14 protein-coding genes are annotated in these 22,349 nt (G+C 34.4%); 8 read left to right on the top strand and 6 right to left on the bottom strand.

Annotated elements, in window-relative coordinates; genetic code table 11:
* Window positions 1–328: 328 nt before the first annotated feature.
* Together QP953_RS01465 and QP953_RS01470 are read left to right on the top strand one after the other, a co-directional pair.
* Window positions 329–1,624 (top strand): GNAT family N-acetyltransferase, encoded by a 1,296-nt coding sequence (locus QP953_RS01465; RefSeq protein WP_081909538.1) that lies wholly within the window; start codon window positions 329–331, stop codon window positions 1,622–1,624.
* A 14-nt stretch (window positions 1,625–1,638) separates the two neighbouring features.
* Window positions 1,639–2,304, top strand: a complete 666-nt coding sequence (locus tag QP953_RS01470; protein ID WP_309553731.1) for a hypothetical protein — start codon at window positions 1,639–1,641, stop codon at window positions 2,302–2,304.
* Window positions 2,305–2,391: 87 nt separating this feature from the next.
* Here the strand turns inward: QP953_RS01470 and QP953_RS01475 are convergent, their stop codons facing one another.
* From QP953_RS01475 to QP953_RS01485, 3 genes are read right to left on the bottom strand one after another with little or no spacing between them, the layout of a single operon-like run.
* A complete protein-coding gene (locus tag QP953_RS01475) occupies window positions 2,392–3,252 on the bottom strand; it encodes a hypothetical protein (protein WP_309553732.1) in 861 nt (286 codons plus the stop codon).
* A 27-nt stretch (window positions 3,253–3,279) separates the two neighbouring features.
* Window positions 3,280–3,576 (bottom strand): hypothetical protein, encoded by a 297-nt coding sequence (locus QP953_RS01480; protein WP_309553733.1) that lies wholly within the window; start codon window positions 3,574–3,576, stop codon window positions 3,280–3,282.
* A gap of 43 nt (window positions 3,577–3,619) precedes the next feature.
* Window positions 3,620–4,501: a hypothetical protein gene (locus tag QP953_RS01485; RefSeq protein ID WP_309553734.1), complete on the bottom strand. Its 882-nt coding sequence runs from the start codon at window positions 4,499–4,501 to the stop codon at window positions 3,620–3,622.
* Window positions 4,502–4,914: 413 nt separating this feature from the next.
* On the opposite strand from QP953_RS01485, the gene ileS reads away from it, so the two are divergent.
* The 4 genes from ileS to metF all read left to right on the top strand — a co-directional run bounded on the left by ileS (window position 4,915) and on the right by metF (window position 16,273).
* Window positions 4,915–8,298, top strand: coding sequence for an isoleucine--tRNA ligase (gene ileS, locus QP953_RS01490; RefSeq protein WP_408913527.1), 3,384 nt, complete (start codon window positions 4,915–4,917; stop codon window positions 8,296–8,298).
* A 222-nt stretch (window positions 8,299–8,520) separates the two neighbouring features.
* Window positions 8,521–9,075, top strand: coding sequence for a TetR/AcrR family transcriptional regulator (locus QP953_RS01495; RefSeq protein ID WP_052596531.1), 555 nt, complete (start codon window positions 8,521–8,523; stop codon window positions 9,073–9,075).
* Between the two features lie 111 nt (window positions 9,076–9,186).
* A complete protein-coding gene (locus tag QP953_RS01500) occupies window positions 9,187–15,078 on the top strand; it encodes a hypothetical protein (protein WP_309553736.1) in 5,892 nt (1,963 codons plus the stop codon).
* 238 nt (window positions 15,079–15,316) lie between these two features.
* Window positions 15,317–16,273 carry a methylenetetrahydrofolate reductase [NAD(P)H] gene (gene metF / locus QP953_RS01505; RefSeq protein WP_052596535.1) on the top strand — a complete coding sequence of 319 codons (957 nt, stop codon included), beginning with the start codon at window positions 15,317–15,319 and terminating at the stop codon, window positions 16,271–16,273.
* 133 nt (window positions 16,274–16,406) lie between these two features.
* Here metF and QP953_RS01510 read toward each other — a convergent pair whose 3' ends face one another.
* From QP953_RS01510 to QP953_RS01520, 3 genes are all read right to left on the bottom strand, one after another.
* Window positions 16,407–16,976, bottom strand: coding sequence for a hypothetical protein (locus tag QP953_RS01510; RefSeq protein ID WP_309553737.1), 570 nt, complete (start codon window positions 16,974–16,976; stop codon window positions 16,407–16,409).
* Window positions 16,977–17,091: 115 nt separating this feature from the next.
* On the bottom strand, window positions 17,092–17,679 hold the full coding sequence (locus tag QP953_RS01515) for a hypothetical protein (protein WP_309553738.1): 588 nt from the start codon (window positions 17,677–17,679) through the stop codon (window positions 17,092–17,094).
* Between the two features lie 173 nt (window positions 17,680–17,852).
* Entirely contained in the window at window positions 17,853–19,022 is a 1,170-nt protein-coding gene (locus QP953_RS01520; RefSeq protein ID WP_052598025.1) for a COX15/CtaA family protein, read from the bottom strand.
* 1,301 nt (window positions 19,023–20,323) lie between these two features.
* Here QP953_RS01520 and QP953_RS01525 point away from each other — a divergent pair.
* Window positions 20,324–20,992 (top strand): SOS response-associated peptidase, encoded by a 669-nt coding sequence (locus QP953_RS01525; RefSeq protein WP_309553739.1) that lies wholly within the window; start codon window positions 20,324–20,326, stop codon window positions 20,990–20,992.
* A gap of 490 nt (window positions 20,993–21,482) precedes the next feature.
* Complete coding sequence (locus tag QP953_RS01530; protein WP_052598028.1) at window positions 21,483–22,331, top strand: transketolase; 849 nt, start codon at window positions 21,483–21,485, stop codon at window positions 22,329–22,331.
* Window positions 22,332–22,349 lie beyond the last annotated feature (18 nt).

A 22,349-nucleotide genomic window follows, 5' to 3' on the forward strand; every position in this document is an offset into this window, starting at 1 on the left:
TTTCTTTTATAAAAAAACAAAACAAAAATTAGCGAACTATTATTATCAATGGCATTTATTCTATAGACTAGAATTTCAAACCAAGGTTTAATCCTTTTTCTGTTTTTTTAAAATTTAACATTTATTTTAGAGATTGATGACAACAAAAAGCCCCCAATTCAATGTTTAGTATCGTATACTAAAAAAAACCACTACTTTTGAAGCTATAATTCTGACTTAAAAAAATGATAACTAATTGTTATTGTTTTAGAAATATAATTTTTTATATTTTATTTTATCAAAATAACGTAGCCCATTCATAAAAACGTATACCAATCAAACAACCGATATGTTCTACATGTTTTCTTCCAACAATGTTAGCAAACAGTTAATCAATGCTAACCAACAAAATGTCGAAGTTTATTCATTGCCTAAAAATACTGGTTATGCCATTCAAGTCAAAAATAGTATACAAGAAATAAAAGAAACTTGGGATAGTGTTGCCCCTAAAGACAATCTATTTCTACAAAGCACTTATTTACAAACACTTGAAAACTACCCTCCTGAAAAAATGAGTTTTAGGTATATTGTCTTTTACAAAGATAATTTGCCTATTGGAATTGCATATAATCAAATATTTAAACTAAATGTAGAAGACAGCCTACAACAGAACAATGAGGAAGAAAATACGAATAAATCGAATTGTTTGATCAGAGCATTTAGTAATGCTGTAAAAAAATGGTTTATCAAGCGAGCCGAATTTAACTTGTTGATTTGTGGCAACTTATTACTAACAGGCGAATATGGTTTCCACTTTAATATTCCTATCTCTGAACAGCAAACAGCTAGCTTGATTCAGGACTCATTGGATGCCCTGCAAAATATACTAGATAAAGAGCAAACAAAAGTTAGTGTACACTTACTAAAAGACTACAAAATAGAAGATTGCCAACCGCTAAAAGAACAACTTCAAAAGGAAACCTACCACCCATTTCTCATGCAGCCTAGTATGTACATGGATATGCGCCCTCATTGGGATAACTTTGATAGTTATTTAGGTGATATGAGTTCGAAATACAGAGTAAGAGCTAAGCGGGCTCGCAAGAAAGGAAAAGCTATTATAAAAAAAGAACTTAGTTTAGCTGAAATTGAGTTGCATGAAGATCGAATTTATGAGCTATACAAAATGATAGCTGATGGCGCTGGATTTAATGCCTTTTTGTTACATAAGCAATATTTCACAGCACTAAAAAGAGATTTGGGAGACCAGTACAAACTAACAGCTTATTTCATTGATGATCAACTCATTGCTTTTTATACTGCCATTTTTAACTATCAAGAAATGGATGCACATTTCTTAGGCGTTGACGGAGCTTATAATAGAGAACACCAAGTTTATCTTAATATCTTATATGATTTGGTGAATAGAGCAATAGATGGTCAAGTTGAGCGCATTGACTTTGCTCGTACTGCGCTAGAAATCAAAAGCTCAGTAGGAGCTGTATCTCAAGATATGCTGTGCTTTTTTAAGCATAGAAGTACGCTATCTAGCAAAATATTGCAATTTGTATTTGACAGCCTAAATCCAAAAGAAGAATGGCAACCTCGTAGTCCGTTTAAGTCGGATGTGGTTTCTGTGGGGTAAAAAACTATATAAATATGTATTACTATTTTGGACAATTTCTTCTTATCTTAATGTTTGTATCTTGCAACCTATCTAATAATAATGGAGATACAAATTCCACTAACAATTTAGATTCTTCTTTTACTACTCAAACCAAAATCACTATGAATGAATTTGTGCCTAATAAGGAAAGAAACCCTCTAGAAACTGCTAATATTAATCCCCTTAAGAACAGCAATATTAATCCTCTTAAGAACAGCAATATTAATCCTCTTAAGAACAGCAATATTAATCCTCTTAAGAACAGCAGTATTAATCCTCTTAAGAACGGCAGCATTAATCCTCTTAAGAATGGCAGTATTAATCCTCTTAAGAATGGCAGCATTAATCCTCTTAAGAATGGCAGCATTAATCCTCTTAAGAATGGCAGCATTAATCCTCTTAAGAATTCTAATTTTGATGGGTTTTATATTTTTAACTTAGATGGAAGTACAGAACAAATAGCCATAAAAGAAAGTGATGATATTTTAATCTATTTTGATACATCATTCAATTTCATTCAATATGCTATTCAAAATAGTGCCGTTGGCTATAATGTATTTGATTTAGAAGGAACTTGGATTGGTTATTTACAGCCAGATAACAATAATGGGTATTTATATTTTAATGTAGAAAACACTTGGATTGGCTATTTAAAGTAAAAATTGAAGCTTTTATTAAAAAGCGATGAGCAGGAAAATTATCAAAATAATTTTCCTGCTCCTTAAAACAGTGAAGAATATTATTCTTTATAAACTTCCAATGAAGCTACTATCTTCAGCAGTTATCTCCCAATCAGCCTTACCAATAGGGTCCATTCCTGGATCATCTATTGCTGAGGGATCTACATCATTTTTGTAATCCAAAGAAATATTTAATTTACCTCCATCATTGACACACAAAAAACGTCTGGTAATAGTAGCTGCTGAGCCTGGTAATTCTTGGCTTTTAGTCCACTCCTTATTTGCTGTAAAACCTTTTGAAACAGTATTTTCATTGCCAGCAGAAACTGTTGCCCCTTCAACAGGTAAGGCTACACCTATAGAGTTTTTTACATCTTGCCCTAAACTAAATCCAACACCTGTAGTTGTTGAAACTTTTATATCAGCAGTACTTAACTTAAACTGGAATTCTATAGACATAGCTAAATTGCCTTTTAGTTCATAATATTTAGTTTTAATTGTTGAAACTTCTAATTTAAGTCCAGTTGTTGATTGAGGAGAAGGTGTTACTGTTTCTAATATCCAATACGATTGCTTACCACGTTCCTCTTTCCCAAAATTAAAATCAATCTCAAGTGCTGCACCAAAATCATGATACCGAATATCCTTATCAATTAATTTCCATTTCCAAGTTTTATTCTTAAACGCAGTATAAGCAATTGCTTTATCTCTAGTGCTTCCATCAACTCCTTCTAATTCCTTTTTCTTTGCATCTATTATTTTTTGCAATCTATCAATTCTTTTACGATATTCCGCAAGAGTCCTTGACTCATCTTCACTAAATTGCCTACCCTCTGGACTATCGGCAGATTGTGCTTGAGTCCAGTATTGAGATAGTTCTAATTCATATTGCTTCAGAGTTGCTTCATATTCTTTTAACTCGTCCATTTTCTTTTATTTTTATAGATACAATAACTATTTAATGCCAAACTTTGCTTCTAACTTAGTTAAGAAATCTCCTATTTCTTTCATCTTAACAGTAGGGAAATTTGTCCCTTTATTATCTTGCTCTTTCTTCTCCGCTTTCTCTTTCAATGCAACAAGTTTTTTCTCCACTTTTTGGATAATACTCTGCATTTGATCTAGTTTTTTCTGTTCGTGCTCCTCTATTACACCATCAGCGTTAAACATGTCACCATATTTGATCAATGTTTCTTTATAACTTTTTATTTCATCTTGAAGTTTTTGTATTTTTTCACTTTGAGTTGCCATCTTTATTTGTTTTTAGAATTAAAAGAATATTGCTGAGGAAGCATTAAATACCTAGCTTGCTAAGCATAGCTTCTAGCCGAGCACTCATCTTATCCATATTTTCATTCATTTTCTTTCTACGCTCTGGAGTTAATACTTTAGGAGCATTTTCTCTCTCTTCGATGGCCTTTTTTAGTTGATCTAAATTATCTTTGAAGGTATTAATGGTCTTTTCTTCATCTTGATCAATAACCCCATCCGATTGCGCTTCATTAATTAATTTCTCTAAGGCATCTTCAAACTGAGCAACTTTCGCTAGCATTTTATCCACAGAAGCTGTTTCTTTAACAGAATCCATTTTGCTTACCCCGTCTTGCATTTTTTTGATGGCTTCTCCACGTCTTGCTTTTTTCTTAGCTAAGATTTGACTTGTTTGGTCTGTTTTGTCTTTAGGCTCATCAACTTTAGGTTCTTCTTTTTTCTCCTCTTTTGTAGGCTCTTTAGTATCGTCAGAGTTTTCGTTCCCTTTCACATCACCGCTATCGTCAGAAGCACCTGTTACTTTTAATTGTATTTTAAACGTCTTGTTAAACAGTTCGTCCCCTTCTGCTTTTATCAAATCTGCTGTCAATCCGCCTTTCAAGATATTTAATGTCATTTGTGGGCTACCATCGTCTGCCTTTCCATAAGTTGGTTCAACGAGAGCAGTATGTTTTAACAAGTGAATACTTTTATCCTTTTTTACTTTTTCGTAGGCGCTTTTAGCTCCATCTTTTTTCGGAAAAGGTAAAAATACACAGCCTTTTTTTCTCCCTGTTAAATCAAACTTAATAAAGACTAGTCCGCCTTTAGCTTTCTTCAAAGCAGCAGGTTTGCAATACGTTTTTTTGTAAGCCTCAAACTTCGATTCTTTCAATGCTTTGAAATCAAATTCTTCTTTTGCCATTTGTTCTTAGTTTTTACTGGTAAATGATTTATAAATATGAATATTGTATACACGTATTTCCAATGAAAATTTCATTTCCTAGTCAATGTACATATTTTTTTTCTAAAAAACAAGCCTTTTTCAAAATTGAACATTAAGTTAATCCAATACATTTTTAATTGATTTAGGGAACTTTATGCGTCTTTTTTTGCTTTATTCAAGTCAATAGCTTACATTTGGAGCATAACAAGAAAACATGAATTGTCAATCTAAAAATATAATTATTAGCATTATTATTATCCAATCAGAACGTATCTGTCGGAGTTAATTTGCTATACAACTAATTAATGAAAGCTCTAACAGATAAAATTTGTTAGAGCTTTTTTTTATTTTTGCAAAATCATTTGGCTAATCTATTCGTATAAACTAATAATATCGTGAGTAAGTATCAAGAGTTTAAGAAATTAGACCTACCTCAAATAGACCAACAGATGTTGGATTTTTGGAAAGAAAATAAGGTCTTTGAAAAAAGTATGACAGAACGTGAAGGCTGTCCAAATTTTGTATTCTTTGAAGGACCTCCATCTGCCAATGGCAAACCTGGTATTCATCATGTTTTGGCGCGTTCTGTAAAAGATACTTTTTGCCGTTTTCAAACTATGAAAGGAAAACTAGTCCGACGCAAAGCTGGCTGGGACACCCATGGTCTTCCCATTGAATTGGCTGTTGAAAAAAAACTAGGAATTACCAAAGAGGATATCGGTAAAAAAATATCGGTTGATGACTACAACAGAGAGTGTAAGGAGACGGTCATGATGTACAAAGACATGTGGGATCATTTAACCCTCAAAATGGGGTATTGGGTCGATATGTCAGATCCTTATATCACTTACGAAAATAACTATATAGAGTCAGTTTGGTGGTTACTACAAAAACTATACAAGGATGATTTAATTTACAAAGGTTATACGATACAACCCTACTCTCCTGCCGCAGGAACAGGGCTTAGCTCTCATGAGCTGAATCAGCCTGGCTGTTATAAAGATGTTTCGGACACAACGGTTGTTGCTCAATTTAAAGCCAAACCCAATTCAGTACTTCCAGATGATACTTACTTTATCGCTTGGACGACAACACCTTGGACCTTACCTTCTAATACAGCACTTTGTGTAGGACCTAAAATCGCTTATGTTTTAGTCCAAACCTTCAATCAGTATACAGGAGAAAAAATGCAAGTAGTTTTAGCCAAAGATTTGGTAAGCAAGCAATTTTCTGGAAAGTATGCCCCAGCTACAGATGACTTCAAGTTGGATGACTATACTGCTGGAGATAAAAAAATACCTTATTTAATCGTTCAAGAATTTGTTGGTACCGACTTGGTGGGCATCGAATACGAACAACTTTTGCCTTATGCACTACCACACGAAAATCCAGAAAAAGCTTTCCGAGTGATTGCTGGAAACTTTGTAACCACTGCTGATGGTACAGGTATCGTGCATATTGCTCCTACATTTGGAGCTGATGATGCTTTTGTAGCCAAAGAAGCGGGTGTTCCGCCAATGCTGGTTATGAACGAAGACGAAGATTTGGTTCCTTTGGTTGATCTACAAGGCAAATTCAGACCAGAAATGGGAGAATTTGGTGGTATGTATGTCAAAAACGAATATTACAAAGCAGGGGAAGCTCCTGAAAAATCGGTCGATGTCCAATTAGCAATCAAATTAAAGACAGAAAACAAAGCTTTTAAAGTAGAAAAATACAAGCACAGCTACCCACATTGTTGGCGTACAGACAAACCTGTTTTATACTATCCTTTGGATTCTTGGTTCGTTCGAGCAACGGCTAAAAAAGAGCGCATGTCAGAACTCAATAAAACCATTAACTGGAAGCCTAAAGCAACTGGTGAAAAGCGTTTTGGAGGATGGTTGGAGAATCTTCAAGATTGGAACCTCTCTCGTTCTCGCTATTGGGGAATACCATTGCCTATCTGGCGAACAGAAGATGGGAGCGAAGAAGTATGCATCGGCTCTTTAGAAGAATTGCAAGCGGGAATTGATGCTGCCAATGAACAACTAGGTTTGACTCAATCAATGCCCAAAGATTTGCACCGCCCTTACATCGACGATGTGGTGTTAGTAAGCAGCAAGGGTGAAAAAATGACACGAGAAACAGACTTAATTGACGTTTGGTTTGACAGTGGTTCTATGCCTTATGCACAATGGCATTATCCTTTTGAAAATAAAGAATTGATTGATAATGCTTTGCAATCCAACTCTGGTGAAGTAGCTTACCCTGCGGATTTCATTGCAGAAGGAGTAGATCAGACTCGAGGTTGGTTCTATACCTTACATGCGATAGCAACCATGTGTTTTGATTCAGTTGCTTATAAAAATGTCGTTTCTAATGGCTTGGTTTTGGATAAAAATGGACAGAAAATGTCTAAATCTAAAGGAAATGCCGTAGAGCCATTTGAAACGCTCGACAAATATGGTGCAGATGCTACTCGCTGGTATATGCTTACCAATGCTCAACCTTGGGACAATTTAAAGTTTGATGAACTAGGTTTGGACGAAACACGTCGGAAGTTGTTTGGAACATTGTATAATACCTACAATTTCTTTGCTACTTATGCCAATGTTGATACTTATGATGGAACTAGTTTAGAGGGATTTAAATACGGCAAAGAAGTACCATTAACTCAAAGAGCAGAGATTGATCGTTGGATCATCTCCTTATTAAACTCTTTGGTCAAAGAAGTAGATGCTGATTTTGCCAACTATGAACCAACCAACGCTGGACGTAAGATTGCCGACTTTGTAGACCGCCATTTAAGCAACTGGTATGTTCGCTTGTGTCGCCGTCGCTTTTGGAAAGGAGAGAAGAACGAAGATAAATTAGCTGCCTACCAAACATTGTATACTTGTTTGGCAACCTTAGCAAAATTAATGGCTCCAATTGCTCCTTTCTTTTCTGATTGGTTGTATCAAAACTTGAATAACGTCACTCAAAAAGAGCCACATATCTCTGTTCATTTGGCATTCTTCCCAGAGGTACAAGAAGAAGCTATTGACAAAGATTTGGAGCAACGAATGAGCTATGCACAACGCATTACTTCTTTGGTGTTATCTTTGAGAAAGAAAGAGGCGATACGAGTACGCCAACCGTTGCAAAAAATCTTATTGCCTGTATTGGATAAAAATTTCCAAGCACAAGTAGAAGCAGTAGAAGACTTAATTCTTTCCGAATTGAATGTGAAAGAGTTTGAATATGTTTCTGATGCCTCAGGTATTATCAAAAAAGGAATCAAACCGAACTTTAAAACGCTAGGCAAACGCTTAGGTAAAAATATGAAAGCTGGAAAGGCTGCCATAGATGCCTTTACACAAGCAGATATTGCAACGCTTGAAAGGGAAGGAGTCTATACCTTAAATTTGGGGACTGAAACATTTGACTTAACTCTAGAAGATGTTACCATTACATCTGAAGATATCGAAGGGTGGATGGTTGCCAATGATGCAGAAATTACGGTGGCATTAGATGTAAAACTAACACCTGAATTAGAAGCAGAGGGAATGGCTCGCGAATTGGTTAATCGCATTCAGAATTTGCGAAAAGATAAAGAATTTGAGGTGACCGATCGCATCGTTTTAACCTTAGAAAATCATACGGCTTTAAATGATGCCTTGGCTCATTTCAAAGATTATATCTGCGCAGAAGTGTTGGCTACTGAATTAAACCTAGTGGATAATTTATCAACAGGAGATGAAGTAGAGTTAATTGATGCTATTAATTTGAAAATGAGTGTTGTGAAAAGCTAATCCATTGCCTTTCTAATTCATTTTTTAATAATCCCTCTTGTCTAAATAACGGATAAGAGGGATTTTTTCAAACTCACATACACTAATACAAAACACTCATAAACAAGCATTTACATACTTTTTATTATTAGAACTAGCTAGAGCTAATAATAATAATCGTAAAAAGGCCTTGATTTTTTAATTTTTTTATTTTAATTTTACCGTACGTTAAATAAAAGTCCTATGCCAAAAATAAAAACCTCAAAAGAAGAGTTGATAGAAAAGTCCTTAGCTATTTTTAAAACCAATGGTTATCCAGCAACAAGTATCTCTATGTTGGCCAAAGCCTGCGGGGTAGAAAAAGCGCATTTGTATTATTACTTTAAAAATAAGGAAGATTTGATGTTAGAAGTACTTCTTTATCTCAAACAACAAGCTTCTGATAATATTTTTAATATTGCTTATAATGAAAATTTAGAGTACTCAGATCGCTTAGAACAAGTTTTAAATGCTTTAAAAGACTTTTATAAGGAAGTTAAACTAGGATGCTTGATGACCAATACGATTCTGCAAACGCTCTATGAACGAACTGTTTTTAGTACCGTAGCGCAACAGTTTTGTTCTGAATTAATTGATTGTATTGCTCATTTGTATCAAGACCGATATAGTGCCAAATATGCTATCGGCAAAGCAGAACAGGCAGTTCAAGATATGTATGGCGGGCTAGTATTTGCTCAAATTTACAATGATGACACTTATCTTGATCGAGCGTTAAAAAGGATTAAAAAGAAAGTTTAAATTTTTTTACGTTGAGTTATTTTTAACTAACGTTCAATAAAATAATTTCATCACACTCCAATTACGATAAACTCCAACTATATCTGTAATCGGGTCAAAACTCTACTTATTATGTCAAAGAACAATCCAGTCGATGATTTAAAAGAAGCTTCATTCAACATGAAGAAGTACTTTAAAACTCCAGAAGAACTTACCAAAAGTGGCTTTAGTGACTATCAAATGAAGCGCTTAAAAAAGGCTTTGAATAAAGACCTGCGAAATGCTCCTTTTTTATTTATCACAGACTTTGAATTTACAGAAGCCAAAGGAGCTGAAAAATATCCTATGATTTTTACTGGTAATGTCAATGGGTTTTGGAAAAAAGCAATTAACAGCGATTACAAACGTAGAAAAGAATTTGCGCAAGGAACCTGTAGTTTGGTTGAAGATGATTCAGGAAAACAAAAGCTAATTCTAGATATAAAGAAAGGTAAAGGTCAAAGAGATGCCAACTTAAGGTTGTTAAACAAAGTTTTGCTAAAACGCCTAAAGGTAACGGCAGAATTTGCACAAGCAACAAACAACAGTTCAGAAAATGGAGACGAACAAGCTTCTATTATTGATACCTTGGGAGATACTATTGTCAGCCAAACAACTTCTGTTTTTGGTCGTATTCAACAAGAAGTTGCCCGTTATCAAAAAAGTTCCCCCGACAATATGGAAGCTAGAATTAGGCATCTAGAAATTATTCGTACTCTGATAAGTGAATGGGAAATTACGTATAAAGGTCATAAAAGTGAGCGTAAAGAAGAATACAAGCAAATAAAAAAACTAAAAGCTTTCTTGATTGAAGCCCAAATAACCTATAACCCTACTGCTCTAAATAAAGAGTTATTAGCTTCTTTTAGAGAAGATTTAAAAAGCTATCTTCTTAATAGAAATGAATTTATAACCAATGCTAAAAGTTATAAAGCCAATAATACAACAGGGGAAAAATTAAAAGAATTGTACAATGAGTTGCATATTTTGGACTCCAATATTACCGACTGGAAACTAACCAATCCCAAACCTAGCAAAGAAGAGTTAAAAGCTGTTGGCCAACTTGATAGTAGAATTGTCATAGAACTAAAAGATTTGCGCAAATGGCTGAAAAAAGAAGGAATTGATCACAGCAGTATTGATCCTTACCAACACAAAGTAACAGAAACCAAGGAACAGGATGCTCGTGATTTGGCAAAATTAGTAGCTGATACGAACTTACCAGCATTAAAACCAGTTAGTCGCGCTAGTAGTACTTTCAAGAAATTATTTGCTGCCTACGAAGAATATGGCTCTATTTCTAAAGAAGATATTGAAATGCGCAAAGTTAAATTGTTGCAAATCACTGCCTTTGTCAATCAATGGAAGAAAGAGTGGGAAAACAAAAGTTCTCTTAGCAAAAAATTAAGCAATGCTAAAAAAGAAAAAGTTGAAGTTGAAAAAATAGAAGAGAAGTTAGTTGAGTATTTGGAAAAAATTAATGCATTTACTTCCAAGCGAGACAACTACTTGGATATTATCAATGCCCACCGAGAGTTTCAAAAACTAAAACTAGAATACAAGGCAACTCCTGAATCTGAAGATAAAGCAACTTATCTAATGGATAATATCAATTATATGATTGATGAATGGCAAATGCACTATACTAATATATCTGCTTTTGGAACCAAAAAGAAAAACAAAAAATTAGAGTTGATCCGCCAAGAGTTAGTCGATTTTGTCGTTCAACAAGGGCAGCAAAAACAAACAGACGATACCAATGCGGTTTTGGAGCAACTCACCCAAAACAAAGTAGAGGAAAATAGACAAGTTCTAGAAACTTTAGAAGAGCAGACCAAAAAAGCGTTTTATGATCAACCTGAAAATAAAAAGGCGCTGGAAGCGATAGAAGAGGAAAGAAGACTCCTTGAGGAACAAAAATTAAATCTTGAAAAAGAGAAAGATGGTATTCCTAAAGAAACTGCTTTGGGAGGGATTCAACACCAATTGAATCAATTGAATTTTCGCCAAACTAACTTGGAGGCGCCAATAAGAAAAGTTATTACCGATAAAGCGGAAGAATTAAATCAAAGCTTAATTGAAGATAAAAAAGCAATTATTGAACAAATTGTTGTTTACATTGCTAGTAAACTTTCTGAAAATGCTGACAATGGAACTTTTAGCGCTCAATTGTTTGAAACTAGGGATCAAATAAAAAAGCACCAAAATATACTGCAAAAACATCAAGGATCTTCCTCTAAAAAGATTCAAGCAACGCTAGTAGATGTTCAAGCTAAATTAGAACAACTAAAGAAAAAGGAACGCAAACTCAAAAAACAGGCGATCCAAGAGGCTTACCCCAAAATAAGTGCCTTGGCAAAACACTTAGCAGAAGATTTGGCAAAAAAACACCAACTTTCTTCTGAACAGTTTCAAGAAGTCTTGTTAAAACTAGAAGATCATACGACTTATTTGAGTAGTAGCTTAGACAAGGATGCTAAAAAACTCTGTTACCAAACTGCCAAAGGTATTATTAATGATGCACACTTCGATTTAGATAATATCAATCAAAATATAAAAACTAAACTTACATATGATTATAGTAATGATGAGGAATTAAAATCAATTGGTTTAAATGCGAATGATTTGCAAAAATTGAAAGTAACGGACCAAAAAGAACGAAACAAGCAGTTAAAATCTTGGTATAAAAAAGTCAATATTTGGGAAACTAAAATAGGAGATTATTATCCTAGCCCTGATTTAGACCAAGCAATTAAGGATATTGAAAAATACAAAAATGAAATTGCGCCAATCAAGGAACAAGTAAAAACCATTGCAGATTTAGCAGAATTGGAGAAACAAATCAAAGTATTGACTGCCAACCAAACTACTTTAAAAAAACAGGCATTAGACGCTGAGAAAAAATTGATAAAAGCAAGTCCTGAAAAAAAGGCTGCAATTGTAGATAAAATTAACCAGAAAAAGGCCCAACACATTGAAACTACCTTGAAATTGAAAGACTTATCGCTTCAATGGGAAACTGCCTACGACTCTATTAGCGATGCAGCTTTTGCTAAAAAGAAAGCAAGTCGCAAAGAAAAAATTCATATAGGTACAGCATCATTTGACCAACAGCTCAAAGATCTCAATGATCAAGCTAAAATCAGCGAAAAACACCAATTAGCCCTTACCATTCAAGATAAATATAAGGCAACTAATTTTCAATACAATAGCTCTGATAATAGTGTTCTCAAAGAGGCCAAGCAGGATAATATCAAAGCTATACAAAAGCAAATTGTTGCTTGGGAAAGTATTTCTGTTGTTTTATTGCGGGAGGAAGAAATTCAAGAGCAAGGAGCTGATGCCAGTGCTATAAAAGTTATTCGAGATGCTTTGTTAACGGAGCAATATCGTTATGATAATGCTGTTACTATTTACAAAGATCCACTTTTTGAAAGTATTCAAAAACAGATTGATAAGCTCAACTTAGAAGCACTGTTTAAAGATAAAAAGGTATTGGGCGTTAAAATTAATATAGGTATTATTAAACAAATTTATGGTTTAGAACGCTTGTTAACATCTTGGAAAGAATCGAATGCGACTTCAGATGCACAAACCTTGGATAAGTATGCCTTGGTCCGAGATTGGGAAGCTAAATTTGAAGCTATAAAAATGAGTCCTGTTGGTATTCGCTCACTAGAACAACAAGAGTTTTTATTACGGGCAAAAGAATTAGAAGATCGTTATAAAAAATACACTGACCTTTCCATTGATATTTCTGTCGAAGATTTAAAAACACTAAAAAAGGTCTTAGTTGACGGGGTGCAAAAAGCAAAAGCTCAATTATTTCTGCCCAAACGAGCCAATGCCATCTTGGGCAAAGTAGAAACGGAGTTCCTTGAATTTGAGAGAAATATGTTCCTCAAAATTCATGAAGCTAAACAAAAAGATGAAGCAAAAGTGCTGAGCTTATTGGAAGGTTGCGATTCTTATGACAACATAAAAGATATTTTACCACCTGAAAAACAACAAGCAATAGAAAATGCTCGAGATAAAGCCGTGCAAAGAGCTGAATTAATTTTAGCTGCTGGCGGAAGCCCTACAGAAGCAGAACGAATGTTAGAACATATTCCTATTGTTTTTTGGCCAGATCAGTTTTTAGAAGAAATGCGTTTGTGGCGTAAAGCAGAAGCACTTTACTTTGAAAAGAAAGGAGAGGAGGCCAAACAAGAATTTATTGATTCGGGACTCAAGGAATTTATTATGAATGCTAAAGAAGCTATTACAGCTCCAATGGCTGTTTATAATGAGGTTCTAGCAAGTGGCAAATACCAATTGGAGGTTAAAAATCCCGATGGAACGACCAAAAAAGTAGAGTTTAACATCTTAGATGCTTCCCACGAAAAAGAGGTCAACCCTGATGGTTCTCCAATGAAAGGAAGCAAAATTGCAACAAACGTTTTAAGTTCTGCTCTTGATGCCAAAACAGCCATTACGGATATTAAAAATATCATTGACTCTCGAAAAGATGACGACCCTGAGGCAATTCGGAAGCGTCAAGTAATGATAGGGAAAGTAATTGCTAGTACTACTCAAAAGTTATGTGATAATGCTACCAAATACTTAAATACAACTGCCGAAGGAGTCAATGGTCCCAAGATTGCGACTGCTGTTCTCAAAAGTGTGTCTCTATTGACAAAGCTTATCTTAAAAAGTACAGAAGGTCTTGAAGATCCTGTCTTGGCTAAAGATCATTTCAAAGAAGTATTTTCGGTCGAAAATGCTGGGGAAATTGTAGGCACTCTATTAGAAGTTGGGGCTGGTGTCAGTGAAATTGTAGGGTTATTTAATTCTGTTGGTAACGTAGTTGGTTCTGCTTTTGGTGTTGCTGTCAACGTCAAAGCGCTAATTGCTAGTGCTCAAAAATTACATGCTGCTATCCAAGCTAAAAATGATATGCGCTCTGTAGAAGAACGTGCTGTAAGAGAGGATAGTATCATGTTGCATGCTATTCGTAGAGAAATGTTGACAGCAAAAGAAGAAGTAGCAAAAGGTGCTGTGGAAGTTACTGGCGATTCGTTGAAAGTTGTTGGTTCTGGAACAGCTACCGTGGGAGCTATCGTTGGTTTGGGTCAGCCAGCTGTAGGGGCAGGTATCAATGTTGGTGGAAAAATCGTAGAAAAATTAGGCGATGTTATCAAAATCAGTGGGAAAGTCGTCTTTATGATTCGAGACAACGAAACCAAGAAACGCGTCAAAAAATTAATGAAAGAAGCTCAAACAGATAGAAATGCTCGTATAGAACTGCTAGAAAATAGCTCTTTCTTTGCTAAAGCTTATCTCGCTATTGGTTTTGAAGAAGGTGACAAAATCGCTGAGCATTACTGTTTGGTAAAAGGTATTACTGAAGATGATTTAGACCATGAGGCAACGGCTCGTTCTATCCTTGAAAAACTAATTGCTGATGATCCAACAACAACAGATGAAAAAACAATTGGTGACAAGGTTCAAGATTTTGCTAATAATCTCAAAGGAATACATCAAAAGTATCTAAAACTTAACCAAGCAAACCTCCAGTTAGGTAGTGTAAAAGAACTACGCCCGAGCGTACAATCAGTTGTTGATACGTACAAAACACTAGGTAAAATTTCTACTGGTGTAACAGTTGCTTCGGTAATTACAACCGTACTAACCAGTGGTTTAGGCCAAATTACATTCTTAGGGGACGAAGCGCTTGAGGCCTATATTGAAGATTGTGCAGAACATTTGAAAGAGTTGAATGGTTTCTTAACCTATATGACAGAACATCAAGATTTGAATATCAAGGGTTTAATTCAGCGAATAGAAACCTTAAATCAAGAGTTGGATGGTATTTCTGACAATGACTTGGTGTTAGAAAAAATACAAGAAATCACTGAAAGAGAAGAAGATATAAGAAATAGAAAATTATATATTCAAGAAGTTATTGAATCTAAAAAACTATTTGCAGAGATTGGAATTGTATAAATATGAGGTAAAATCAATGCTGTGGGTTTCGAAATACAATTTGCCATTGTTCTTGCCACAGCATATTGAAATTTTACCAATCAACATAAAGTGCCTTATATAGTTGGATTTATGTGGAGAGGCTGTTTGCTCATGGCAAATGGCCTTTTTTTATTGAAGTTCTTTGAAAAAATATATCTTTGCAGCATCTAACTATCTACTTAACTGTATTCATTCAGTTTTTAGACAACCAATAACTATGAAAGTAACCGATCACTTTAAGGCAGCCAATGGCGAGACCTTAATCTCTTTTGAAATTTTGCCCCCGCTCAAAGGAGGAAAAATTCAAAGTATTTTTGATACACTAGATCCATTGATGGAATTTAATCCTCCATTCATTGATGTTACCTACCATCGCGAAGAATTTATTTACAAAAAACGTTCTAGCGGCTATTACGAAAAAGTAGCCATGCGTAAGCGACCAGGAACAGTAGGCATTTGTGCGGCTATCATGCATCGTTATGGAGTAGACGCTGTCCCTCATTTAATTTGTGGTGGATTTAGTATAGAAGAAACAGAAAATGCTTTAATCGATTTACAGTTCTTAGGCATCGACAATGTTTTAGTACTTCGTGGTGATGCCCGTAAATTTGAAGGCAAATTTATTCCCGAACCCAATGGGCATCCTTATGCACTTGATTTGGTCAAACAATTGGTCAATATGAACGAGGGAATTTATCTAGATAATGATATTACCAATGCAGAACCTTCAGATTTCTGTATTGCTGTTGCAGGTTATCCAGAAAAACATTTTGAAGCACCAAATCATCAAAGCGATTTGTACTTTTTAAAGCAAAAAATAGACGCAGGAGCAGAATATATTGTCACTCAAATGTTCTTTGACAATCAACAATATTTTGATTTTGTGGATCGCTGTCGAGCTGTCGGTATCAATGTTCCTATTGTACCTGGCTTAAAACCTATTACTAAGAAGTATCAATTAAATTCTATTCCTCGTTTGTTCCACTTAGACATTCCCAAAGACTTTTCAGATGCGTTGTTAGCAGCCAAAGATGCTGAAGCACGTCGTCAAGTTGGTATCGAATGGACTGTTGCTCAATCGAAAGAATTAAAAGCCGCTGGGGTGCCTTGCTTGCACTACTATACAATGGGTGATGTTGACACAATAAAAGAAATTGTTGGGCAGATTTATTAATCGTACAACTACAAAATACAAATAGAGCAGCTTATTTTATAATAATAAGCTGCTCTTGTATTTTTACCAATACTTCATCAAGTTAAAGCAAAAAACCACGACTACGCAATAACAGCGTCACTAAATACTATTTTTAATGAATCTTGTTAAATCTATAAGCAACAATTAATTGCAGACTAGACCATCGCAAGCCATAGTCTATATCAACTGTCTTTTGGGTTTCTTTTAAATTGGAATAAGCCGCTACTAACTCAACATTAAAATAGGGGAGCAGTTCTAATGAAATTACCCAATGTTTTCCTAACCTATAATTCATCCCTAAAATTATATTCATATTGGGAATTGTCTTCAACGTAAGTTGGCTTGGGTCTCCTATAATTGTACGAGTCGCTACTTGATAGTTTAAACCTAGATTAAAACCATAGACAAAAGCAATATTGTTAGCTAAACTATGCCTAGATTCTGTTCCTAAACTAAAACCAATGCCAAAGTCACTTTCTTGACCACGCCCTTTTTTGATATTATTTCCATTCAAAAATAAAGTTTGTAATCTAAAAAAATTCTTTGTTTTTCCAGTTTTGTAAGACAACCTATAATTTAAGTCAGCATCGAGCGAAATGCCTATTTCGTGTATTCGCTGTGCCCAAAGCTCTGCCTTAATTCCTACACAACAAACTAATGTTATAATTTTAATTATTAACATAAAATTGTTTTTGAATAATCCTTTTGAGTTTTTTTATCTCAAAATCCAATACAAAATAGAATTCAAACTAATTCTACTTTCTTACTTATACCTCATTGTATTTCATAATATTAACTCAACTAGATTTATTCTTTCTTCGACCAAATCGATACGCAACTACTAAGTATGTATTAGTCAAATTCATACCATAAAAAATTTGACTTTCTTCCTGATTTGCTCCTGAAATACTAGCTCTATACCGTACATAAGGGCAGTTTTCTATAGAGAATTGCCATTGATCATTCAATGTATAACTGAAGCCTAGAAGTAAATATAACTCTGGTGATATGGTATGCTCCTCTCCAGTTGCTTTCCCATTACTAAAATGATAATTAGTTTGGTAACTACATTGAGCTCCCAATCCGTAGATAAAAGACAAATTATCAATAATGTTTCTTCTAAATTCCCAACCAACACCAATACCAGCTCCAGACATATTGATATATTGACTACTAGTTGTCTGAATGGCATTACGACCGTTCAAATAAGCCAGGTCTAAACGAAATAAACTATTTGTTTTTCCCACCTTATACAAAAAGCCGAGATCCAAAGCAGAATTGACCTTTAATCCAATTTCGTGTAGTGCGGGTGTTTTTTGTGCAGCAGCTTTCCAGATAATAAAAAATGTACACAAACCAAGGAGTAAACAACGATGAGTAAGCATAATTATAAGTTTTTTTATAATAAAAAATGTCCTTGCCAACAAGGTGTTGACAAGGACAAGAATAGAAGTATTACTCCTTATTTTGTATTAAAAGCTTGTTAATAGCTTCTTATATAACGGTTGGTTATAAGCCTGTTAAACTTATAATAAGACTCTGGAAAAACAATCAAAAGCTAATCCAATACAAGGTCTTTTTTAACTTCGGTTGTTCGCAAAATATGCTCTCCTCCCTTTCCAAATTGATAATTGACATACAGCATTGCTGCCAACAATAATAATCCTCCAGCTTGATGCAATACCCCTAATAATAGAGGAATTTGTCCAATTCCATTCAATAAGGTCAAAATTCCTAAAGTAATCTGTGCGATTAGAATAAAAAGGAGTAATTGGCTGCCTCTAGCAAGTTGAGGAGATTGGTGTATACGACGAACATACAAATAAAAAATAGGAATTAAAATACACAATAAATAAGCTGTTCCTCGATGCAACAATTGGATGAGCGCAGCAGCAAAACCAGCCCCTTCTTTTGAGTTATAAGCTCGCATATTTTCCCAAGTCCATTTAGAATAATCCTTTAGTACATCGGCTATCCATACCCACGAACCGTCTGTAGAACTTACCTCCATGTGAGGAAAATGATTAAAAACTAATCCCGCTTTGATACCTGCCATCAAACCTCCTAATACAATTTGTAGACAGATAATAATGGTAATACGCCAAGCAAAGGTTCTTAAACGTTTGTTGTGTTCATCTGTAGCAACAGGCTGCACAACATGCAATGCTACCCACCACAAATAACCAAAAACAATCGTTGCTAAACTCAAATGAATTGTCAATTTGTACCCATTTACCCAAGCAAACTCTGGCGTATCAAGCCCTGATTTGACCATAATCCACCCAAAAACGGCCACTAACATTGTCAACGCAACAACTTTTCCCAACATTACCATCAAAGGCTTGGATAACATCTTTCGCCTCCAAAAAATCAAAAACGGAATTAAAAAAACAAATCCCATAGTACGAGCCCACAACCGATGGAAATATTCCCAAAAGTAAATAAACTTAAAATCATTCATAGGAATTCCATCAGGATACATTGCTCCAGACCATTTCATCTTCACCTGCCCTATAGCGTGTTCCATATACTCTTGTCGAGCAACTTCCCATTGTTCGGCATTCAAAGGTGGGATTGTTCCTTGAATTACGGCCCATTCTGTAATCGATAGCCCAGAATCTGTTAGTCTAGTTATTCCACCAATAACAACTTGACAAAAAACCATTACAACTCCTATCAGTAACCAAATTTTTACAGCGTTCGAAAACGTTTTTGTTTCTTTTGCCATTCTTATAACTTTCTTTTATACCATTAGCACCTCTGAATTAAATCAACTGATAACCAGCCAAATAAGGCAGTTTTAATAACATAGAGGCCAAGTATGATTAAATATACGTCCAATTAGACGGTTAAAAATTTTGTACAAATTTACAATTCAATAAACGATATCATACTATAAAAGCTTAAAGCTTATTTTTTTTTAGAAAAAATCTAAACTACTCCAGATTTAAACAAAAATGGTTTTGCGTTAGCAGCGGAATTCAAACAAATTTTTGTTTCCCTTTTTCCAATCAAAAATCTAAACACATCTATATAATTATAATAAAAAGAAAATTTAAAATTAAAAAAGCTATCATTATTAGGAGCGTGGATAAGTGGATAAGTCGTTTTAGAAAATATTTTTTTTGCTGTTAAATGACTATTAACAATAAAAAAGAAGTTATCCACTATAGTTATCCACATATAAGTATGCTTTTAGTCAGTATTTTATCTTTTTATGCACAGATATCCACATTTTTGTGGATAAAACACTCAAAATATAGATTTTTTTATTTTGCTGTTGATTACTGTGGATATTGATGTGAATAATTGTACATTAATCCACAAAATGTACGATAAAAATAGATTTTTATAGACAATAGAAGAAGTCTTGTGGATGAACTGTGGATAAAACCTATACTTATCCACAGTTATAGACAAATAAACTGTGGATATCTTTGGTTTTAAATAGTTGTTTTTTAGCTATTTATATATATATACATAAATAATGTTGATAACTACCTAATAACAATTTGTTTTTCTGTAAAAACACAAAAAAATGTAGAAGTAATACTATTATTTTTGATAGAGGAATATCTTTTTAAAGGTGTTGATACTTTTATGGATGGATTTATGCACATTGTGAATAAGGTGTGGATAACTTGTGAATTATGTGTGCGTAACTTACCTAGGTAGTAAAAAATTACTTTTTTTTAACCCTTTTTTGCGTTTTTGAGGTTGATTTGTAACCAAAAAAGTTAGCATAGAGTGAGAAATCTAAAAAATGAGTTAATTATCCACGTTACTTTTGTGCATAACTAAATAAATTGTGGATAAGCTAAAATGGCTAACAAAAAAAAAGTATAAAATTAATAGGAAAAATTGTGGATAATCAATTTAATAAGCTTAGCTTTACGGGTTATTTCAAAAAATAATACCCACACATAGATTTGTTTTAATAAAAAAACAAGCCTAAATAGCATAAACGATACTATAGTTATATAATAGTGGTATCCTATTTACCAATGTGCTTCAAAATTCTTGATACTTATGCCCACTCGTTTCTCCTTCTCTGCTTCAAAAGAAAAAATGAAGCGTCAGTTTAATTTAGATATAAAAAAAGAATTGCAACAGAGTTTTAATATTGGAGCAACTCAAAATGCTTACTTGTTGACCAATCAATCTCTAGATTTACAGATATTTAGTTGGGGGTTGATTCCTCATTGGGCTAAAGACAAAAGTGTGGGAACAAATTTGATTAATGCACAAGTAGAGGGAATTGCCAGTAAATTATCTTTTCGTTTGCCAATTCGCCAGAGACGCTGCCTAATTTTTGCTGATAGTTATTATGAGTGGACAAAAGAGGGGAGAGCTACTCAACCCTATCGAGTACAATTAAGCAATGGAGACTTGATGACTTTTGCAGGAGTTTGGGATGTATGGGTAGATGGTAACCAAGGATTACACAAGACTTTTTCTATTATAACAACACCTGCCAATAACTCACTAAAAGAACTGGGTATATCTAGAATGCCAGCGTTGATAACAACAGGAACTGATCGTGCTAAATGGTTGGGAGAACACTCGCTTCCTAACGCACTTAATATACTTCAACCTTTAGAAAACCTTTCTTTGGATATTTATCCTATTGCTAAAGAAGTTGATTCTTTGGATAATAACTATCCAGAACTTCACAAGCCTATAGAACTGAGCTCTTAGGAACATTCAAAAAATAAATTACCAAGTATTACTACTGGACTTAGCAATCTAATTTCTATTCGGTTTTACAACAAGTAACTCTTTTCGTTTTATACCCTTAGCAAGGGTATAAGACTAAAATATAATTCCTTAGAGTGAACTTAAACTCCCTACAAATAAAAAATGTATATTTGCAGCAAATTTATTGCCTAGCGTGATTTATTTTAAGTTTTATTTACTTTATAAAGTAAAAGAAAAAGTTCTACAGCATTGATTATCATAGATTTTGATTTGTGGTTTTAGAATTGTGCGGCTGATGATAATCAGTTTTAATGAAATAAGCTATTGTTTTGCCAATGCAATGCCTTCAATATAAATATAATGGTAGACAGCATAGCTCATTCAAAAATGAAGTGTTTAAATAATCAATAAGTAACCGTTGAGAAAAAGGTGGTAGGAAAACCTCTTTTTAGCGTTATACTACTAATTTTATAATAATTATAATCAAATCATGGCTGATATTCAATCACTAGAACGTATGGCTACACAAGTACGTCGCGATATTATTCGTATGGTACATGCTTGTCAAAGTGGTCACCCTGGAGGGTCTTTAGGATGTGCTGACTTTTTTACAGCATTATATCAAGAAGTAATGGATCACAATCCCTCTTTTAACATGGAAGGCAAAGGAGAAGATGTCTTTTATTTATCTAATGGGCACATTTCACCTGTTTGGTATAGCGTGTTGGCTAGATCTGGATATTTTCCAGTAGAGGAGCTAGCAACCTTTCGAAATCTAGATTCTCGTTTGCAAGGTCACCCCGCAACACACGAAGGACTTCCTGGTATACGTGTAGCCTCAGGTTCTTTAGGACAAGGATTATCAGTTGCTTTAGGAACTGCTTTGGCAAAAAAGCTAGATGGTGACAATAAGTTAGTTTATGTGTTGACAGGAGATGGAGAACTACAAGAGGGACAAATCTGGGAAGCAATGTTGTTTGCAACGCACCAAAAAATAGACAATGTCATTGTTACTGTAGATTGGAATGGGCAGCAAATTGATGGTGCGAATGATGATGTACTTAGTTTAGGAGACTTGGAAGCCAAATGGTTATCATTTGGTTGGGAAGTGGTGCACATGGATGGTAACAACATGGAAGAAGTTGTCAAAGGCTTTGATGCCGCAAAAGCAAAAACTGGTCAAGGGAAACCTGTTGTTATTTTAATGAAAACAGACATGGGGCATGGTGTTGATTTTATGTCAGGAACTCACAAGTGGCATGGTAAAGCACCTAACGATGAGCAAAAAGATATTGCGTTAGCTCAACTAGAAGAAACTCTAGGAGATTATCCTCTGTAAGTTTCAATTGCTTTAACT

Origin of the sequence: Aureispira sp. CCB-E, from assembly GCF_031326345.1 — a bacterium.
Taxonomy (GTDB): domain Bacteria; phylum Bacteroidota; class Bacteroidia; order Chitinophagales; family Saprospiraceae; genus Aureispira.

Coding starts and splice junctions, on each gene's coding strand:
- QP953_RS01470 (WP_309553731.1), top strand. CDS start 1,639: ATGTATTACTATTTTGGACAATTTCTTCTTATCTTAATGTTTGTATCT.
- QP953_RS01520 (WP_052598025.1), bottom strand. CDS start 19,022: ATGGCAAAAGAAACAAAAACGTTTTCGAACGCTGTAAAAATTTGGTTA.
- QP953_RS01480 (WP_309553733.1), bottom strand. CDS start 3,576: ATGGCAACTCAAAGTGAAAAAATACAAAAACTTCAAGATGAAATAAAA.
- QP953_RS01525 (WP_309553739.1), top strand. CDS start 20,324: ATGCCCACTCGTTTCTCCTTCTCTGCTTCAAAAGAAAAAATGAAGCGT.
- QP953_RS01510 (WP_309553737.1), bottom strand. CDS start 16,976: ATGTTAATAATTAAAATTATAACATTAGTTTGTTGTGTAGGAATTAAG.
- QP953_RS01495 (WP_052596531.1), top strand. CDS start 8,521: ATGCCAAAAATAAAAACCTCAAAAGAAGAGTTGATAGAAAAGTCCTTA.
- QP953_RS01500 (WP_309553736.1), top strand. CDS start 9,187: ATGTCAAAGAACAATCCAGTCGATGATTTAAAAGAAGCTTCATTCAAC.
- QP953_RS01515 (WP_309553738.1), bottom strand. CDS start 17,679: ATGCTTACTCATCGTTGTTTACTCCTTGGTTTGTGTACATTTTTTATT.
- QP953_RS01530 (WP_052598028.1), top strand. CDS start 21,483: ATGGCTGATATTCAATCACTAGAACGTATGGCTACACAAGTACGTCGC.
- QP953_RS01475 (WP_309553732.1), bottom strand. CDS start 3,252: ATGGACGAGTTAAAAGAATATGAAGCAACTCTGAAGCAATATGAATTA.
- QP953_RS01485 (WP_309553734.1), bottom strand. CDS start 4,501: ATGGCAAAAGAAGAATTTGATTTCAAAGCATTGAAAGAATCGAAGTTT.
- QP953_RS01465 (WP_081909538.1), top strand. CDS start 329: ATGTTCTACATGTTTTCTTCCAACAATGTTAGCAAACAGTTAATCAAT.
- metF (WP_052596535.1), top strand. CDS start 15,317: ATGAAAGTAACCGATCACTTTAAGGCAGCCAATGGCGAGACCTTAATC.